The organism is Streptomyces sp. SS1-1, assembly GCF_008973465.1.
Classification (GTDB): domain Bacteria; phylum Actinomycetota; class Actinomycetes; order Streptomycetales; family Streptomycetaceae; genus Streptomyces.
Genome location: NZ_WBXN01000004.1, coordinates 3,622,222 through 3,638,897, shown reverse-complemented (window position 1 = coordinate 3,638,897; position 16,676 = coordinate 3,622,222). Strand labels below are relative to the sequence as shown.

The 16,676-nt window shown below is 68.5% G+C and carries 16 protein-coding genes; 9 read left to right on the top strand and 7 right to left on the bottom strand.

The window, feature by feature from the left end:
- Positions 1-4: 4 nt before the first annotated feature.
- Complete coding sequence (locus F8R89_RS17940) at positions 5-688, bottom strand: PadR family transcriptional regulator (RefSeq protein ID WP_151784922.1); 684 nt, start codon at positions 686-688, stop codon at positions 5-7.
- Positions 689-1,040: 352 nt separating this feature from the next.
- Here F8R89_RS17940 and F8R89_RS17935 point away from each other — a divergent pair, with 352 nt between their 5' ends.
- Both F8R89_RS17935 and F8R89_RS17930 read left to right on the top strand, forming a co-directional pair.
- Complete coding sequence (locus F8R89_RS17935; protein WP_192806159.1) at positions 1,041-3,659, top strand: transglycosylase domain-containing protein; 2,619 nt, start codon at positions 1,041-1,043, stop codon at positions 3,657-3,659.
- Positions 3,660-3,935: 276 nt separating this feature from the next.
- Positions 3,936-5,438, top strand: coding sequence for a glycosyltransferase family 87 protein (locus tag F8R89_RS17930; RefSeq protein WP_151784920.1), 1,503 nt, complete (start codon positions 3,936-3,938; stop codon positions 5,436-5,438).
- 91 nt (positions 5,439-5,529) lie between these two features.
- On the opposite strand, the gene F8R89_RS17925 is transcribed toward F8R89_RS17930, so the two are convergent.
- The 3 genes from F8R89_RS17925 to F8R89_RS17915 all read right to left on the bottom strand — a co-directional run bounded on the left by F8R89_RS17925 (position 5,530) and on the right by F8R89_RS17915 (position 8,307).
- Positions 5,530-6,561 carry an alanine racemase gene (locus F8R89_RS17925; protein ID WP_151784919.1) on the bottom strand — a complete coding sequence of 344 codons (1,032 nt, stop codon included), beginning with the start codon at positions 6,559-6,561 and terminating at the stop codon, positions 5,530-5,532.
- A 98-nt stretch (positions 6,562-6,659) separates the two neighbouring features.
- Positions 6,660-7,778 (bottom strand): peptidoglycan bridge formation glycyltransferase FemX, encoded by a 1,119-nt coding sequence (gene femX / locus F8R89_RS17920; RefSeq protein WP_151784918.1) that lies wholly within the window; start codon positions 7,776-7,778, stop codon positions 6,660-6,662.
- A 220-nt stretch (positions 7,779-7,998) separates the two neighbouring features.
- The gene (locus tag F8R89_RS17915) at positions 7,999-8,307 is read right to left on the bottom strand and encodes a hypothetical protein (protein ID WP_086865985.1); all 309 of its coding nucleotides are present in this window, start codon (positions 8,305-8,307) and stop codon (positions 7,999-8,001) included.
- 259 nt (positions 8,308-8,566) lie between these two features.
- On the opposite strand from F8R89_RS17915, the gene rpsF reads away from it, so the two are divergent.
- The 4 genes from rpsF (at position 8,567) to rplI (ending at position 10,273) form a co-directional block, all read left to right on the top strand.
- Positions 8,567-8,857 (top strand): 30S ribosomal protein S6, encoded by a 291-nt coding sequence (rpsF, locus tag F8R89_RS17910; RefSeq protein ID WP_005482942.1) that lies wholly within the window; start codon positions 8,567-8,569, stop codon positions 8,855-8,857.
- A gap of 68 nt (positions 8,858-8,925) precedes the next feature.
- Positions 8,926-9,513: a single-stranded DNA-binding protein gene (locus F8R89_RS17905; RefSeq protein WP_151784917.1), complete on the top strand. Its 588-nt coding sequence runs from the start codon at positions 8,926-8,928 to the stop codon at positions 9,511-9,513.
- A gap of 58 nt (positions 9,514-9,571) precedes the next feature.
- Positions 9,572-9,808 carry a 30S ribosomal protein S18 gene (gene rpsR / locus F8R89_RS17900; RefSeq protein WP_003949403.1) on the top strand — a complete coding sequence of 79 codons (237 nt, stop codon included), beginning with the start codon at positions 9,572-9,574 and terminating at the stop codon, positions 9,806-9,808.
- 18 nt (positions 9,809-9,826) lie between these two features.
- The gene (gene rplI, locus F8R89_RS17895) at positions 9,827-10,273 is read left to right on the top strand and encodes a 50S ribosomal protein L9 (RefSeq protein WP_055621034.1); all 447 of its coding nucleotides are present in this window, start codon (positions 9,827-9,829) and stop codon (positions 10,271-10,273) included.
- A 177-nt stretch (positions 10,274-10,450) separates the two neighbouring features.
- On the opposite strand, the gene F8R89_RS17890 is transcribed toward rplI, so the two are convergent.
- Positions 10,451-11,788: an MATE family efflux transporter gene (locus tag F8R89_RS17890; RefSeq protein ID WP_151784916.1), complete on the bottom strand. Its 1,338-nt coding sequence runs from the start codon at positions 11,786-11,788 to the stop codon at positions 10,451-10,453.
- A 457-nt stretch (positions 11,789-12,245) separates the two neighbouring features.
- On the opposite strand from F8R89_RS17890, the gene dnaB reads away from it, so the two are divergent.
- The 3 genes from dnaB to F8R89_RS17875 all read left to right on the top strand — a co-directional run bounded on the left by dnaB (position 12,246) and on the right by F8R89_RS17875 (position 15,651).
- Positions 12,246-13,724, top strand: coding sequence for a replicative DNA helicase (gene dnaB / locus F8R89_RS17885; protein ID WP_151784915.1), 1,479 nt, complete (start codon positions 12,246-12,248; stop codon positions 13,722-13,724).
- 157 nt (positions 13,725-13,881) lie between these two features.
- A complete protein-coding gene (locus F8R89_RS17880; protein ID WP_225994424.1) occupies positions 13,882-14,217 on the top strand; it encodes a hypothetical protein in 336 nt (111 codons plus the stop codon).
- Positions 14,218-14,259: 42 nt separating this feature from the next.
- Positions 14,260-15,651 carry a serine hydrolase domain-containing protein gene (locus tag F8R89_RS17875; protein ID WP_151784914.1) on the top strand — a complete coding sequence of 464 codons (1,392 nt, stop codon included), beginning with the start codon at positions 14,260-14,262 and terminating at the stop codon, positions 15,649-15,651.
- Between the two features lie 77 nt (positions 15,652-15,728).
- Here F8R89_RS17875 and F8R89_RS17870 read toward each other — a convergent pair whose 3' ends face one another.
- Both F8R89_RS17870 and F8R89_RS17865 read right to left on the bottom strand, forming a co-directional pair.
- Positions 15,729-16,181 carry a GNAT family N-acetyltransferase gene (locus F8R89_RS17870; protein WP_151784913.1) on the bottom strand — a complete coding sequence of 151 codons (453 nt, stop codon included), beginning with the start codon at positions 16,179-16,181 and terminating at the stop codon, positions 15,729-15,731.
- A 9-nt stretch (positions 16,182-16,190) separates the two neighbouring features.
- Positions 16,191-16,649 carry a MarR family winged helix-turn-helix transcriptional regulator gene (locus F8R89_RS17865; protein ID WP_151784912.1) on the bottom strand — a complete coding sequence of 153 codons (459 nt, stop codon included), beginning with the start codon at positions 16,647-16,649 and terminating at the stop codon, positions 16,191-16,193.
- Positions 16,650-16,676 lie beyond the last annotated feature (27 nt).

Below are 16,676 nucleotides of genomic sequence, written 5' to 3'. Positions count from 1 at the left end.
GATCTCACGTGGCGGTGTCGTCGGGCGTATCCGGCCGGGAGGTTTCTCCCGGCCGGGGCAGGCCGCCCGGCGTTCCATGAGTGGTGTCCGGCGAGTCGGGCTCCCCGGAGGCGGACCCCTTCAGGTCCCGCCCGGCCCGCTCGCTCTCGATGAGCTCGTTCAGCCAGCGCACTTCGCGCTCCACGGACTCCATCCCGTGGCGCTGGAGCTCAAGCGTGTAGTCGTCGAGGCGCTCCCGGGTGCGAGCCAAGGAGGCGCTCATCTTCTCGAGACGCTCCTCCAGCCGGCTGCGGCGGCCCTCCAGTACGCGCATGCGTACGTCCTGCGGGGTGCGTCCGAAGAAGGCGAATCGGGCAGCGAAATGCTCGTCCTCGTACGCGTCCGGGCCGGTCTGCGAGAGCAGCTCCTCGAAGTGCTCCTTACCTTCTGCCGTCAACCGGTAGACGATTTTGGCGCGACGCCCCGCGAGTGGTGCGGCGAGGGCGTCCTCGGTGGTGCTCCCCGGCTCCTCGATCAACCAGCCGTTGGCGACCAGCGTCTTGAGGCAGGGATAGAGCGTGCCGTAACTGAAGGCGCGGAACACACCCAGTGACGTATTGAGTCGTTTGCGCAGCTCATAGCCGTGCATGGGGGACTCGCGGAGCAGTCCGAGAACGGCGAACTCGAGGATCCCGGAACGCCGGCTCATCCGCTCGCCTCCTCGCCTTATCTCTCGCTGATGTATCGACTCGATACATCAGCACGATAGAACGGCCTCTCGGAAGCGACAAGTGGAGAGATGGTGAACGGGATCACATCACCGTCTTGTGTCGAGCGACTTGCCTGATTTGGGGTGAAGTTCGGGCTCGCGAGGACTTTGACGGTGCGTAGTCTGTGCGCCATGCACAGCACCGGGAACCAAGTGACGCCAGAGGACGTCGTCGTCCTTGGTGCAGTACGGGTGAATGCGAAACCGCTCACATCCGTATGTCGGGGGGACCGGAAACCAGCCGCCGTTGCCAGGCGCCCAGGGGTGCGCCTGCCCGAGGAGTAGTCGTTCGATGAGCGAGCACCGTCGCAAACCGCCGCAGCCGCAGGGAGGCGGACGTGCCGCGGCCCGACGCGGCCAGTCCGGCTCGTCCACCGGCCGCCGTGCGGCACCGCGAGGCGCCACCGGATCTCCTTCCGACCCGTACGGGTCGGGTGCCACCGGATCAGGAGGCGAGGACCGTCTGTACGGCGGCCGCGCCGAGGCGCGACGCGCGGCCCAGAGAGGCAGTGGAAGCCGCCGCAGGGCGGCCGAACCGGCAAAGGGGGGCCGCCGCGCGGCTCCGGGGAGAGGACGTTCGGGACCGCCGCCGGAGAAGCGGTTCATCGACTATCCGCGCGCCGGCAAGTACGGGGCCGCGCGCTGGATGCCGTCCTGGAAGCTCGTGACGGGCCTCTTCCTCACCTTCATGGGAGGTCTGGTCGCGGCCGCGGGCATCGGTTACGCCATGGTGGGCATCCCGCAGGCCCAGGACACGGCCCTGGCCCAGAACAACGTCTTCTACTGGTCCAACGGCAAGCAGATGGCCGCGACCGGTGGCCAGACGAACCGCCAGTTGGTGAGCGACGCGGAGATCCCACCGCAGATCAAGGACGCGGTGGTCTCCGCGGAGAACGCGTCCTTCTACGACGACAAGGGCATCGACCCGGCCGGTATCGGCCGCGCGCTCTTCAACATGGCCAAGGGCGGCGAGACGCAGGGTGGTTCGACCATCACCCAGCAGTACGTGAAGAACACGTACCTCAGCCAGGAGCAGACGCTCTCCCGGAAGTTCAAAGAGCTGTTCATCTCCATCAAGGTCAACCAGAAGATGTCGAAGGACGCGATCCTCGCTGGTTACCTCAACACCGCCTACTACGGCCGAAACGCCTATGGCATCCAGGCGGCGGCCCAGGCGTACTTCGGGGTGGACGCCAGGAAGCTCACGCCGTCGCAGTGCATCTTCCTCGCCTCGGTCCTGAAGGGCCCGAACTTCTACAACCCCGACGGGGGTGTGGGCGCCAATGCCACGGCGAAGCTGAACACCAAGCGGGTCAAGGATCGCTGGTCGTGGATCCAGGGCCGCATGGTCGAGGTGGGACGTATGACCGAGGCGGAGCGGGCCAAGGTCGGTAAGTTCCCTACCCCGAAGAAGCAGACCTCCAACCTGTCCGGCCAGACGGGTTACCTGATCGACATCGCCAAGGAGTACGTGGCGAAGAAGGCGGGTCTGGCCCCCGAGGACTTGGAGAAGGGCGGCTACCGCATCTACACGACCTTCGACAAGGACAAGGTCAACGAGCTCGCGGCGGCCGTCGAGAAGACGGAGAAGGACTTCCTCGACCCCAAGAAGCGCGAGAAGGACAAGCACGTCCAGTTCGGTGGCGCGTCGGTCGACCCCAAGACCGGGGCGATCGTCGCGATCTACGGCGGCGCGGGCTACAACAAGGGGCACTACTCCAACAACGCCAACACCCTGGGTGTGCCGGTCGGATCGACCTGGAAGCCCATCGTGCTGGCGGCCGCGATGAAGTACGGGACCTACGAGACCGACGGCAAGCCGCTCTCGCCGATGGCCCGGTACAACGGTGACGACCTCCTCGTCATCAAGGACCGGAACGGCGACCCGATCATGGGTGAAGGCAACAAGCCGTTCCGTCAGAAGAACGAGGGCACCAAGGCCTGGGGCATGGTCACGCTCCGCAAGGCCATGGAGCAGTCGATCAACAGCCCGTTCGCCCAGCTGGGCATCGACGTCGGTCTGGCCAACACGCAGGAGCTCGCCCAGGACATGGGCATCTCCTCGGCCTTCTTCGACAAGGCGAACATCAAGAACGTGTCGTTCTCGCTCGGTACCTCGACCCCGAGCGCGATCCGGATGGCGGACGCGTACGGAAGCTTCGCCAACTCCGGGGCGCACTACGAGCCGTTCTCCGTCACCAAGGTGATCAAGGACGGAGAGCCGCTCAAGGGCTTCGAGCCGCCGGAGAAGGAAACGGCTATGGACGCCAACATCGCGAACAACGTGACGGACGTCCTGGAGAACGTGGTTCAGAACGGCACCGGTAAGAAGGTCGCGGACATCGGGTTCCCGGTGGCGGGCAAGACCGGTACGACCGATGAGAACAAGTCGGCGTGGTTCGTCGGCTACACCCGCGAGCTGTCGACGGCCGTGACGCTGTTCCGGACGGACCCGGACAAGGGCAAGCTGCTTTCCATGAACGGCACCGGTGGCGTCTCCTCCATCCACGGTGGTGACATCCCGGCGCAGGTCTGGAAGGACTACATGGCCGAGGCCATGAAGAGCTACGGCACGCCGGAGCCCTTCCCCGAGGCCGAGCCCATCGGCGAGATCATCAACGACACGCCCTCGCCGTCCGTGACGCCCACGCCCACGGAGACGGAGGAGGCGACCCCGTCCGAGACGCCGACCCCGTCCGAGACGCCGTCGCTCACGCCGCCTCCCACGGAGACGTGCAACCCGTTCGACTGGCGGTGCAACAACGACGACGGTGGGCAGAACGGCGGCCCCGGCGGAGACCCGACCTCCTCTCCGACCGCCACCGAGACCGAGACCGATGACAGCGGTGGAGGGAACAACGGCGGCGGCAACAACGGCGCCGGAGGCATCTTCGGTCGACCAGGGGGCTGACCGAGGGGCCGACGGGCTCTGACGTGACGAGAAGGCCGGTGGCCGGCATCCGAGGGTTTCGGGTGCCGGCCACCGGTCTTTGGCCTCTCATGCCCCCGCAGAGGCCCCGCAGACGCTGCTTGGAGCGAGAGGGGAGCCCCGCGCTGCGGCATCGAGCTCGGGCAGCCCCCTGCTGATCCCTGTTTCACGTGAAACGTCGGTTTCACGTGAAACAGTCACCGGCCGCGGTACGGCTTCCCGACGCTGTTCTCCGGCACGTGCGGCAGGATGTGCCCCATGCCCAGTGCAGAGACGACGCCCATGAGCGCGCATGAGCCGGATCAGGTGCGGCCGACCCGGGAGGACAAGGTCGCCGCGCATGGCAGTGAGCTGATCGGTGGCCCGATCGGGCGGCGTGCCCTGCTCGGGACGTCGTGGTGGACGCCAGTCCGGATCATCGCGCTGGTGGCCATCGGCATGTTCGCTCTCGGCCTGGTCCAGAAGGCGCCCTGCTACAACGGGGCCTGGTTCTTCGGCGCCAGCTCCCAGTACACGCACGCCTGCTACTCGGACATCCCGCACCTGTACCAGGGGCGGGGCTTCGCCGACGGGCTCGTGCCGTACTTCGACAAGCTGCCCGGTGACATGCAGTACCTCGAGTACCCGGTGCTGACCGGTGTCTTCATGGAGGTCGCGTCCTGGCTCACCTCGGACAGCGGCAGCATCCAGGACCAGGAGCAGTGGTACTGGATGGTCAACGCCGGGATGCTGATGGTCTGCGCCGCGGTCATCGCGGTCTGTGTGACCCGGACCCACCGGCGGCGTCCCTGGGACGGCCTGCTGGTCGCCCTGGCCCCCGCGTTCGCGCTGACCGCGACCATCAACTGGGATCTGCTGGCCGTGGCCCTGACGGCCGCGGCGATGCTGATGTGGTCGCGCGGCCGCTCGTTCGCCTTCGGGATCCTGCTGGGCCTGGCCACGGCCGCCAAGCTGTACCCCGTCTTCCTGCTCGGAGCGCTGTTCGTGCTGTGCTGGCGCGCGGCCCGCTGGCGGGACTTCGGGCGGGCGCTGGGCGGCACCGCGCTCGCCTGGCTGGTGGTCAACCTCCCGGTGATGCTGCTCGCGTGGGACGGATGGTCGCAGTTCTACCGGTTCAGCCATGACCGAGCCGTGGACTTCGGCTCCTTCTGGCTGATCCTGGCGCAGAACTCCACGGACCCGCTGAGCACCGACACCGTCAACACCTTGGCCATGCTGCTGATGCTGCTGTGCTGTGCCGGAATCGCGGTGCTCACGCTCACCGCGCCGCGCCGGCCGCGCTTCGCCCAGCTGGCCTTTCTGATCGTCGCGGCGTTCATCCTCACCAACAAGGTCTACTCGCCGCAGTACGTCCTGTGGCTGGTCCCCCTGGCCGCGCTGGCCCGCCCGAGGTGGCGGGACATCCTCATCTGGCAGGCCTGCGAGGTGGCGTACTTCCTCGGCATCTGGATGTACCTCGCCTACACGACCAGCGGAGACGCCCACAAGGGCCTGCCGACGGACGGCTACCACTGGGCCATCGGCCTGCATCTGCTGGGCACGCTGTACCTGGTCGCCGTCGTCGTACGGGACATCCTCATGCCGGAGCGCGACCCGGTGCGTCAGGGCGGCGAGGACGATCCCTCGGGCGGTGTCCTCGACCGGGCGGAAGACGTGCACGTGTTCGGAGCGGCCGCCCATCCGCCGCGCCACGCCGCCCACGACGAGGAGGGCCCGCAGGTGGCCTGGGGCGACCGGGAGGCCGTCGACGGTTCGCTCTGAGCGAACAGGGGCGGGGCGCTACGCGGAAGGCCGTACACGGGGGATTCCGTGTACGGCCTTTCGTCGCTTCCGTGGTGCCGAGCGGCTGGGCTCAGCGGTCCACGAGACGGTCGAACTGCGTGGTGGTGTGCCGCAGATGGGCGACCAGCTCGTCGCCGACCTTCGGCTCGGGCGCGTCCGACGGCACGAAGAGGATCGACACCTGCATGTGCGGGGGCTCCGCGAACCAGCGCTGCTTGCCGCCCCACACGAAGGGCGACAGGTTCCGGTTCACCGTGGCGAGACCGGCGCGGGCGACGCCCTTGGCGCGCGGCATGACGCCGTGCAGCGCCTTCGGCGCCTCCAGGCCCACACCGTGCGACGTACCGCCCGCCACGACCACCAGGAAGCCGTCGGAGGCGGTCTTCTGCTGGCGGTAGCCGAAGCGGTCGCCCTTGGACACGCGCGTGACGTCCAGGACCGCGCCGCGGTACTCGGTGGCGTCGTGGTCCCCCAGCCACAGCCGCGTCCCGATCCGGGCGCGGAAGCGGGTCTGCGGGAACTGCTGCTGCAGGCGTGCCAGTTCCTCGGCCTTGAGGTGACTCACGAACATCGTGTGCAGCGGCAGCCGGGCCGCCCGCAGCCGGTCCATCCAGCCGATGACCTCCTCGACGGCGTCCGAGCCGTCCGTGCGGTCGAGCGGCAGGTGGATGGCGAAGCCCTCCAGCCGGACGTTCTCTATGGCGGCGTGCAGCTGGGACAGCTCGTGCTCGCTCACTCCGTGCCGCTTCATCGAGGACATCACCTCGATGACGACGCGGGCGCCCACGAGGCCGTACACGCCGTCCACCGACGACACCGAGCGGATGACCCGGTCCGGCAGCGGCACCGGCTCCTCACCGCGGCGGTACGGGGTCAGCACCAGCAGGTCGCCGCCGAACCAGTCCTTGATGCGCGCGGCCTCGTACGTCGTGCCGACCGCGAGGATGTCGGAGCCCAGCCGGGTGGCCTCCTCCGCCAGCCGCTCGTGCCCGAACCCGTAGCCGTTGCCCTTGCAGACCGGTACGAGGCCCGGGAACTGCTCCTGCACGTGCTTGTGGTGCGCCCGCCAGCGCGCGGTGTCGACGTAGAGCGTGAGCGCCATGGCCGGACCTGGAACCTTTCTCGTGGCTGCGGTGTATCAGAGGTGTGGAAGCTATCGACGGTGCAGCTATTGACGGTATCGAAGCTGGGCGCGCGGGGTCAGCGACGCGACATGTAGATGTCGAGCGCCTTGTGCAGCAGCTTGTTCAGCGGGAAGTCCCACTCGCCGAGGTACTCGGCGGCCTGACCGCCGGTGCCGACCTTGAACTGGATCAGGCCGAAGAGGTGGTCCGTCTCGTCCAGCGAGTCGGAGATGCCGCGCAGGTCGTAGACGGTGGCGCCGAGCGCGTAGGCGTCGCGCAGCATCCGCCACTGCATCGCGTTCGAGGGCCGGACCTCGCGGCCGATGTTGTCGGAGGCGCCGTAGGAGTACCAGACGTGGCCGCCGACGATGAGCATCGTCGCCGCCGACAGGTTCACCCCGTTGTGCCGCGCGAAGTACAGCCGCATGCGGTTCGGGTCCTCGGTGTTGAGAGCCGTCCACATGCGCTGGAAGTACGACAGGGGACGCGGCCGGAAGTGGTCGCGCACGGCCGTGATCTCGTACAGGCGCTGCCACTCCTCCAGGTCCTGGTAACCGCCCTGGACGACCTCGACGCCGGCCTTCTCGGCCTTCTTGATGTTGCGGCGCCACAGCTGGTTGAAGTTCTTGTGGACCTCTTCCAGCGACCGGTTGGCCAGCGGCACCTGGAAGACATAACGGGGCTGGACGTCGCCGAAGCCGGCCCCGCCGTCCTCGCCCTGCTGCCAGCCCATACGACGCAGCTTGTCGGCGACCTCGAAGGCGCGCGGCTCGATGAAGTCGGCCTCGATGTCGCGCAGCCGCTTCACGTCCGGGTTCTGGATGCCCTGCTTGATGGAGTTCGCGTCCCAGCGCCGGATGATCACCGGCGGGCCCATCTTCACGGAGAAGGCGCCCTGCTGCTTCAGGTGCGCGAGCATCGGCTCCAGCCACTCGGTCAGGTTCGGGGAGAACCAGTTGATGACCGGGCCCTCGGGCAGATAGGCGAGGTAGCGCTTGATCTTGGGCAGCTGCCGGTAGAGGACGAGACCCGCGCCGACCAGCTCGCCGCTCCGGTCGAACCAGCCGAGGCTCTCCGAGCGCCACTCCGCCTTGACGTCAGCCCAGGCCGGGACCTGCATGTGGCTCGCCGACGGCAGGCTCTGGATGTACGCCAGATGCTGCTCGCGACTGATCGTCCTCAGGGTCAGGCTCATTCGGGGCGCTCCTCGGGCTGGTGTGTCCCCATGGGAACAGGGGCTCCGGCTCTAGCGCCGAAGCCTACTGCGCCCGGGGAGCGCCTCGACCGGGCGTACGAAAGCTCCGGACCGGCGCCGTGCGCCTCCGGGGCGTTCGTGGGTGTTCTATGCGGTGTTGTGCCGATGTCCGGTGGCCGGCCTCCCGGCCACCGGTTCGACGAGGGCTGTCGCAGGCGTGTCAGACGCCGCCGAAGAGCCCACCGTGTGCCATGCCGAGGAAGAAGCCGACTCCCGAGAGTCCGAGGCCCACGATCAGGCCGAAGCGCTCGCGGGTCGTCACCGAGATCCATTGGCCGTAGGCACCGGCGGCGATGCCGATCAGACCGGTCCAGGAGCTGAGCAGGTGCAGGTTGTGGAACTGGGCCGTGACGAAGGACGTGATGCCGAGCACCAGGGTCACCACGAGGAGGGTGTCCTGGAGGGGATGGGCCTTTCCGTCCGTGGCGAAGAGGCCTCCGGCGGTGTTGGGTCGCAATGCCTGTGCCATAGGGCACCTCCTGCGAAAAGCGGCGCATCGTAGCGCCATACACACCCGATGTGTACAGATTGTGGTCGACGGCGGCCGGATTTCAACCGGAAGCCGGTGTGCAGGTACTGTGTACCGTCTGCACCGGTGTCTGCCCGGCCTCGGGAGAACCGCAAGGTCACCCCCGATGTCAGTGGCGGCCGATACCGTTGCGTACGCATCACGACCCTCCTGCCACGGAACGACCGTGGCCGCTGAGTCCAAAGGAGGTGGGTTCCACATGCGTCACTACGAGGTGATGGTCATCCTCGACCCCGATCTGGAGGAGCGCGCTGTCGCCCCCCTGATCGAGAACTTCCTCTCCGTCGTCCGTGAGGGCAACGGCAAGGTCGAGAAGGTCGACACCTGGGGCCGTCGTCGTCTCTCGTACGAGATCAAGAAGAAGCCCGAGGGCATCTACTCGGTCATCGACCTGCAGGCCGAGCCTGCGGTCGTCAAGGAGCTCGACCGCCAGATGAACCTGAACGAGTCGGTCCTCCGGACCAAGGTCCTCCGCCCCGAGACCCACTGAGCTCCGCTCAGCTGATTTCGGGATTCGAGTAGCAAGCAGCCAGAGCAAACCCGCCGAGAGGTTCCCCCATGGCAGGCGAGACCGTCATCACGGTGGTCGGCAATCTTGTCGACGACCCCGAGCTGCGCTTCACCCCGTCCGGTGCGGCGGTCGCGAAGTTCCGTGTCGCGTCCACCCCCCGCACCTTCGACCGTCAGACGAACGAGTGGAAGGACGGCGAGAGCCTCTTCCTCACCTGCTCGGTCTGGCGTCAGGCGGCGGAGAACGTCGCCGAGTCGCTCCAGCGAGGCATGCGCGTCATCGTGCAGGGCCGGCTGAAGCAGCGGTCCTACGAGGACCGTGAGGGTGTCAAGCGCACGGTCTACGAACTGGACGTCGAGGAAGTCGGCGCCAGCCTGCGTAACGCCACGGCCAAGGTCACCAAGACCTCCGGTGGCGCTCGCGGTGGCCAGGGCGGTTACGGCGGCGGCGGTGGCGGCGGTCAGGCCGGCGGCGGCTGGGGCGGTGGCTCCGGTGGCGGCCAGCAGGGCGGCGGCGCTCCCGCCGACGACCCGTGGGCGACCGGCGCTCCCGCCGGTGGCAACCAGGGCGGCGGCTGGGGTGGAAACTCCGGCGGCGGCGGTGGCGGCGGCTACTCGGACGAGCCCCCCTTCTAGACCTTCGGGTCCAGGGGTGGGCCGTACCCACACTTCTTGATCACACAGGAGATACACCATGGCGAAGCCGCCTGTGCGCAAGCCGAAGAAGAAGGTCTGCGCTTTCTGCAAGGACAAGGTCACGTACGTGGACTACAAGGACACGAACATGCTGCGGAAGTTCATTTCCGACCGCGGCAAGATCCGTGCCCGCCGCGTGACCGGCAACTGCACGCAGCACCAGCGTGACGTCGCCACGGCCGTGAAGAACAGCCGTGAGATGGCGCTGCTGCCCTACACGTCCACCGCGCGATAAGGGAAGGGTGACCGACACATGAAGATCATCCTCACCCACGAGGTCTCCGGCCTCGGTGCCGCGGGCGACGTCGTCGACGTCAAGGACGGTTACGCTCGCAACTACCTGATCCCGCGGAAGTTCGCTATCCGCTGGACCAAGGGTGGCGAGAAGGACGTCGAGCAGATCCGTCGCGCTCGCAAGATCCACGAGATCCAGACCATCGAGCAGGCCAACGCTGTGAAGGCCCAGCTCGAGGGTGTCAAGGTCCGCCTGGCCGTCCGCTCCGGCGACGCCGGTCGGCTCTTCGGCTCCGTCACCCCGGCCGACGTCGCTTCGGCGATCAAGGCCGCCGGCGGCCCCGAGGTCGACAAGCGCCGCATCGAGCTCGGCACGCCGATCAAGACCCTGGGCGCCCACGAGACGTCCGTGCGTCTGCACCCCGAGGTGGCCGCCAAGGTCAACATCGAGGTCGTCGCGGCCTGATCGCCGCACTCGGCTTGATGAGCTGAGAGAAGGGGGCCGCACCCATCAGGGTGCGGCCCCCTTCTTCGTGGGTCGGCCTCACGGACTCAGCTCGGACGCCGTGGGTTCGTGGCTTCCGTGGGTTCGTGGCTTCCGTGGGTTCGTTTCACGTGAAACACGCTGTTCCACGTGAAACCGTCAGCGCGTCGCGCCCGTGACGATCCAGCGGCCGGAGCGAGCCCGCAGCCAGAGCGTCAGCATCCGGACCGTCATCATCAGCGTCATGGCTGCCCACACCCCGGTCAGGCCGCCGCCGATGACGGGGATCAGCAGAGCCATGGGGGCGAAGACGGCCAGCGTGGCCACCATCGCCCAGGCGAGATAGGGGCCGTCGCCGGCTCCCATCAGGACGCCGTCCAGGACGAAGACCACGCCGCAGATCGGCTGGGAGAGCGCCACCACGAGCAGGGCGGGCAGCGCGGTGTCCTGGACTGCGCTGTCGCTGGTGAACAGGGGCAGGAACAGGGGGCGGGCGGCCACCACGAGCAGTCCGAGGCCGATGCCGGAGGCGATGCCCCACTCGACCATGCGGCGGCATACGGCGCGGGCGCCCTCGGCGTCGTTCGCGCCCAGATACCGCCCGATGATCGCCTGCCCCGCGATGGCGATGGCGTCGAGAGCGAAGGCGAGCAGGCTCCACAGCGACAGGATGATCTGGTGGGCCGCGACATCGGCGTCTCCCAGCCGGGCGGCGACGGCCGTCGCGATCATCAGGATGGCCCGCAGGGACAGGGTGCGGACCAGCAGCGGTACACCGGCCTGGGCGGAGGCGCGGATGCCGGCGGCGTCCGGGCGGAGGGAGGCCCCATGTCTCCGGGCTCCGCGAACGACGACCAGGAGGTAGACGGCTGCCATGCCGCACTGCGCCAGGACGGTTCCCCAGGCCGAACCGGCGATGCCGAGATCGGCGCCGTAGACCAGGCCGACGTTGAGCCCGGCGTTGGCGATGAAGCCGCCGACGGCCACATAGAGAGGGGTGCGCGTGTCCTGGAGGCCGCGCAGCACTCCGGTGGCGGCGAGAACGACCAGCATCGCGGGGATGCCGAGCGCCGAGATACGCAGATAGGTCGTCGCGTACGGGGCGGCTGTGTCGGAGGCGCCGAAGACTTCGACGAGGGACGGTGCCGTGGGCAGGACGACCGCGACGACGGCGGCGCCCAGGAGGAGGGCGAGCCAGATGCCGTCCATGCCCTGACGGATGGCCGACGGCAGATCGCCGGCGCCGACGCGGCGGGCGACGGCCGCCGTGGTGGCGTAGGCGAGGAAGACGAACACGCTGACGGCGGTCATGAGGAGGGCCGAGGCGACGCCGAGTCCGGCGAGCTGCGCGGTGCCGAGATGGCCGACGATCGCACTGTCGGCCATGACGAAAAGGGGCTCGGCGACCAGTGCGCCGAAGGCTGGGACGGCCAGGGCGACGATCTCTCGATCGTGCTGCCGGCGGGCAGCCTTGGGGGACGCGGGAGCCTGTGTCATGGCCATCAATGTAATCGTCCACAGGTAAGTGATGCAATTCCCTAGTGCCCCTTACTGACCGTCTGGTGCTGTGAGTCGTCGCGCACCGTTCGAAGGGAACTTGGCCCGACCGGGAAACTTTTTCTTCTGCACAGCCGGTGGACGGCAAAAGGCCAGGTCAGGGGTGTGGTGTGGGGAAGGTCGCAGGCTTGTTCACAGGGCTGTCCACCGGGTCGTGCACAGGTTTCGCGGAGTTCTCCACAGCATCTGGGCCGTCGTCCACATGGCCTGTGGATAACCAGATTGGCTGACGCCTCCCGCACCTCTACCGTGGTCCGGCGCCCACTCCGTCCGACGGCTGGAAAACCGCCGCGAAACCCGACGTGACACAACCGGAGGTGGGGCTCTCGATTGTCAGAGGCGTGCCGTAGAACTGAGGCATGCGAGGTCCGCTCGGCGGACGGGAGGAGGTGGCTCGGTGAGTATTTCCGAGCCCTTGGACGACCCGTGGGCCGACAGCGGCCCCAGTGATCGTCTTCCCGCCTCCCGTCGCCGCGGCGACAGCGTCCGTGGCCGTGACGAGCAGCATGACCGGGGCAGGGACAGCGGGGAGTGGGACGGCGGAGGTGCCACCTTCGAGCGCGTCCCGCCCCAGGACCTCGACGCCGAGCAGTCCGTCCTCGGCGGCATGCTGCTGTCGAAGGACGCCATCGCCGACGTCGTCGAGGTCATCAAAGGCCACGACTTCTACAAGCCGGCACACGAGACGATCTTCCAGGCGATCCTCGACGTCTATGCGAAGGGCGAGCCGGCCGACCCGATCACCATCGCCGCGGAGCTGACCAAGCGCGGCGAGATCAACAAGGTCGGCGGCGCCGCCTATCTGCACACCCTCGTGCAGACGGTGCCGACGGCGGCGAACGCCGAGTACTACGCGGAGATCGTCCACGAGCGGGCCGTCCTGCGCCGCCTGGTCGAGGCCGGGACCCGCATCACGCAGATGGGATACGCGGCCGACGACGACGTCGACGAGATCGTCAACCGCGCCCAGGCGGAGATCTACGCGGTCACCGAGCAGCGCACCAGCGAGGACTATCTGCCGCTCGGTGACATCATGGAGGGCGCCCTCGACGAGATCGAGGCGATCGGCTCCCGCACCGGTGAGATGACCGGCGTCCCCACAGGGTTCACCGACCTCGACTCGCTCACCAACGGCCTCCACCCGGGGCAGATGGTCGTCATCGCGGCCCGCCCCGCCATGGGTAAGTCCACGCTCGCGCTCGACTTCGCCCGTGCGGCGTCCATCAAGCACAACCTGGCGAGCGTCATCTTCTCCCTGGAGATGGGGCGCAACGAGATCGCGATGCGTCTGCTCTCGGCCGAGGCCCGGGTGGCCCTGCACCACATGCGGTCCGGCACGATGACGGACGAGGACTGGACGCGGCTGGCCCGCCGCATGCCCGAGGTCTCGGCGGCCCCGCTCTACATCGACGACTCCCCGAACCTGTCGATGATGGAGATCCGCGCGAAGTGCCGTCGCCTGAAGCAGCGCAACGACATCAAGCTCGTGATCATCGACTATCTGCAGCTGATGCAGTCCGGTGGTTCCAAGCGCTCCGAGAGCCGTCAGCAGGAGGTCTCGGACATGTCCCGTAACCTCAAGCTGCTCGCCAAGGAGCTCGAGGTCCCGGTCATCGCCCTCTCGCAGCTCAACCGTGGCCCCGAGCAGCGCACCGACAAGAAGCCGATGGTGTCCGACCTGCGTGAGTCCGGCTCCATCGAGCAGGACGCCGACATGGTCATCCTGCTGCACCGCGAGGACGCCTACGAGAAGGAGTCGCCCCGCGCCGGCGAGGCCGACATCATCGTGGGCAAGCACCGTAACGGCCCGACGGCGACGATCACGGTGGCCTTCCAGGGCCACTACTCCCGCTTCGTGGACATGGCCCAGACCTGACGGGGCGCCTCGTAGGTGCCAGATACGGACGGCGAGCAGGGGTGAGGGGCGTTGCAGCGTCGTCCTGCATTCCGACGGGTCCGTGGTTGTGCGGGACGACGGGCGGGGGACCGACACTCGTGTCGACGAGTCCGGGCGGCCTGTGAAGAAGCCGGTCATGGCGACGAAAGATCTCCGTTTCTTCGACTCCGATGCTCCCGATCTGCTGCCTGACGGGCTGCCGCGACGCGGTATGTCCGTGGTCGCGGCGCTCAGCGAGTGGCTCGTCCACGTCAACCGCCGTGTCGACGGGGCCTGGACCCAGCGTTATGAGCACGGTGTTCCCGTCGGCGACCTTGAAGCGGTGGAAGCCGACGGTACGACGGGGACGCTGGTGCACTTCAAGCCGGACGAGTCGCTGGGTGCCTTGTCGCTGACGGAGGACGGTGTGTGCGCTTATCTCGCCCGCGTCTGGCCTCAGCTCGACGTGCTCGTCGAGGCTCGGCGTGGGTGAATGCGCTCGACCTCGGTGGGGGCGGCGGGGTGGACTGGGGGGATGACGACATCTCAGGAAGAGTTGCTGCCCGCTACGCGGCGTGCGTTGGTGCATCGGATCGCCGTGGCGCAGACAGAAGGACGGGCGCCCTCGTTGGTCGCCTCGGTCGTGCGGGGTGGGCGGGCGGTGTGGCATGGCTCGCGTACCTCCGTCGACGGGCACGGGCCGGACGAGGACGTGCAGTACCGGATCGGCTCGATCACCAAGACGTTCACGGCGGTGCTTGTGCTGCGTCTGCGGGACGAGGGCCTGCTCGACCTCGGTGATCCGTTGGAGAAGCATCTGCCGGGCACCGGCGCGGGGGAGGCCACGATCGCCCAACTGCTGGCACACAGCAGCGGGCTGGCCGCCGAGTCGCCCGCGCCCTGGTGGGAGCGGACCTCCGGGGCGTTGCGGCCCGAGCTCGCGGATGTGCTGGGCGAGCAGCCACTCCTGCATCCGTCGGGGCGCCGGTTCCACTACTCGAACCCCGGCTACACCGTGCTGGGGGCACTGGTGGAGAAGCTGCGCGGGGCGCCTTGGGAGGACGTCCTCCGCCGGGAGGTGCTCGAACCCCTCGGTCTCTCGCGCACCACCACCCGGCCGCGGGCCCCGCACGCCGGCGGCTGGGCCGTTCACCCGTGGGCCGATGTGCTGCTTCCCGAACCGGCGGAGGATCTCGGCAGGATGGCTCCCGCGGGTCAGCTGTGGTCGACCACGGGCGACCTGGGACGGTTCGCCGCCTTCCTGGCCCGTGGGGATGAACGGGTCCTGAGCGCCGACACGCTGCGGGAGATGAGAACGCCCGCGGCTCCGCACGAGGCGGCGGACGTGGCGAGCGGTTACGCCTACGGCCTGGGGCTGGAGACCCGGCACCAGGACGGCAGGACGCTCGTCGGGCACACGGGGTCCCTGCCGGGGTTCCTCGCCTGCCTCACCTTCAGCGTGGACGACGATGTGGCGGCGGTGGTCCTCGCCAACTGCACCTCCGGACCGCTGCCGTTCACGGTCGCCGCCGACCTCGTCCGGATCGTCGCCGAGGCCGAGCCGCGCATTCCGGAGCCCTGGCGCCCGATGCCCGATGTCGATCCGGCGGTGCTGGAGCTGGCGGGCCCCTGGTACTGGGGCACCCATGCCTTCGCCCTCCGTCTCACCGCGGACGGGCTGGCGGTACTGGAGCCGCTGTCGGGGAAGGGGCGCGGTTCGCGCTTCCGGCCCAATGGGGACGGCACCTGGACCGGGCTGGAGGGCTACTACGCAGGCGAGCGCCTGAAGGCCGTACGGCGGCCGGACGGCACCGTGGACCACCTGGACCTCGGGTCCTTCGTGTTCACGCGGCAGCCGTACGACGAGGGGGCGGCTGTGCCGGGTGGAGTGGACCCCGAGGGCTGGCGGGGGATCGGGCCCGCCTGACCAAGGAACCCACGACTGACGAGGGAAGCGCCTGTTTCACGTGAAACAGGCGCTTCCCTCATCAACATGGTCGTCCGTCAGAGCTGGAGCTTGAAGCCCGTATGCGAGGCGGTGAAGCCCAGACGCTCATAGAAGCGGTGCGCGTCCGTGCGGGTCTTGTCGGACGTCAGTTGCACCAGGTGGCAGTCCTGGCGCCGGGACTCGTCCACCGCCCACTCGATGAGCTGGGTCCCGAGACCGCTCCCGCGTTCGTCGGCGTGGATGCGGACGCCCTCGATGATCGACCGGGTCGCACCCCGCCGCGACAGCCCCGGAACGATCGTGAGCTGCAGGGTGCCGACGACCCGGCCTTCCCGGACGGCGACGACCACATGCTGATGAGGATCGCCCTGGAGGCGCTCCAGGGCGGCCAGATATGGGGTCAGATCGTCCGGTGACTCCCGCTGCGCACCCAGCGGATCGTCGGCCAGCATGCCGACGATGGCCGGGACGTCGTCGGCGACCGCGGGGCGTATCTCAAGGTCTCCCATGTCCGCACCCTATGCGGGCGCCGGAAGCGACTCCACCACACGCACGAGGGGGGCGAGTTCGGGGGTGCGGGCGGCGTCGTCGAGGGCTTCGCGGAGGGCTTTGTCGTTGGTGGGGCGGGCCTGGTCGAGGAGGCGGAGTCCGGCGTCGGTGACGTCGGTGTAGATGCCGCGCCGGTCGGTGGGGCAGAGGTAGCGGGAGAGCAGGCCGCGGTCCTCGAGGCGGGTGACGAGGCGGGTGGTGGCGCTCTGGCTGAGGACGACGGCGTCGGCGACCTGTTTCATCTGCAGGTGTCCGCCTTCGCCGTGGTGCTGGCGGCTGAGGACGTCGAGCAGGGAGTACTCGCGGACGCTGAGGTCGTGTTCGCTCTGCAGGGCGCGTTCGATGTGGGCCTCGATCCTGCCGTGGAGCAGGGAGAGGGCGCACCAGCCCTGGGCGAGGGCGGTGAGTGAGGGATCCGTCGCTGTCATGGCATGTCCTCCGTCCCGGGGTGGGCT

Bases quoted from the DNA above. Each gene is read 5' to 3' on its own strand.
- F8R89_RS17940 (WP_151784922.1), bottom strand. From the start codon at position 688: ATGAGCCGGCGTTCCGGGATCCTCGAGTTCGCCGTTCTCGGACTGCTC.
- F8R89_RS17935 (WP_192806159.1), top strand. From the start codon at position 1,041: ATGAGCGAGCACCGTCGCAAACCGCCGCAGCCGCAGGGAGGCGGACGT.
- F8R89_RS17930 (WP_151784920.1), top strand. From the start codon at position 3,936: ATGCCCAGTGCAGAGACGACGCCCATGAGCGCGCATGAGCCGGATCAG.
- F8R89_RS17925 (WP_151784919.1), bottom strand. From the start codon at position 6,561: ATGGCGCTCACGCTCTACGTCGACACCGCGCGCTGGCGGGCGCACCAC.
- femX (WP_151784918.1), bottom strand. From the start codon at position 7,778: ATGAGCCTGACCCTGAGGACGATCAGTCGCGAGCAGCATCTGGCGTAC.
- F8R89_RS17915 (WP_086865985.1), bottom strand. From the start codon at position 8,307: ATGGCACAGGCATTGCGACCCAACACCGCCGGAGGCCTCTTCGCCACG.
- rpsF (WP_005482942.1), top strand. From the start codon at position 8,567: ATGCGTCACTACGAGGTGATGGTCATCCTCGACCCCGATCTGGAGGAG.
- F8R89_RS17905 (WP_151784917.1), top strand. From the start codon at position 8,926: ATGGCAGGCGAGACCGTCATCACGGTGGTCGGCAATCTTGTCGACGAC.
- rpsR (WP_003949403.1), top strand. From the start codon at position 9,572: ATGGCGAAGCCGCCTGTGCGCAAGCCGAAGAAGAAGGTCTGCGCTTTC.
- rplI (WP_055621034.1), top strand. From the start codon at position 9,827: ATGAAGATCATCCTCACCCACGAGGTCTCCGGCCTCGGTGCCGCGGGC.
- F8R89_RS17890 (WP_151784916.1), bottom strand. From the start codon at position 11,788: ATGACACAGGCTCCCGCGTCCCCCAAGGCTGCCCGCCGGCAGCACGAT.
- F8R89_RS17880 (WP_225994424.1), top strand. From the start codon at position 13,882: ATGGCGACGAAAGATCTCCGTTTCTTCGACTCCGATGCTCCCGATCTG.
- F8R89_RS17875 (WP_151784914.1), top strand. From the start codon at position 14,260: ATGACGACATCTCAGGAAGAGTTGCTGCCCGCTACGCGGCGTGCGTTG.
- F8R89_RS17870 (WP_151784913.1), bottom strand. From the start codon at position 16,181: ATGGGAGACCTTGAGATACGCCCCGCGGTCGCCGACGACGTCCCGGCC.
- F8R89_RS17865 (WP_151784912.1), bottom strand. From the start codon at position 16,649: ATGACAGCGACGGATCCCTCACTCACCGCCCTCGCCCAGGGCTGGTGC.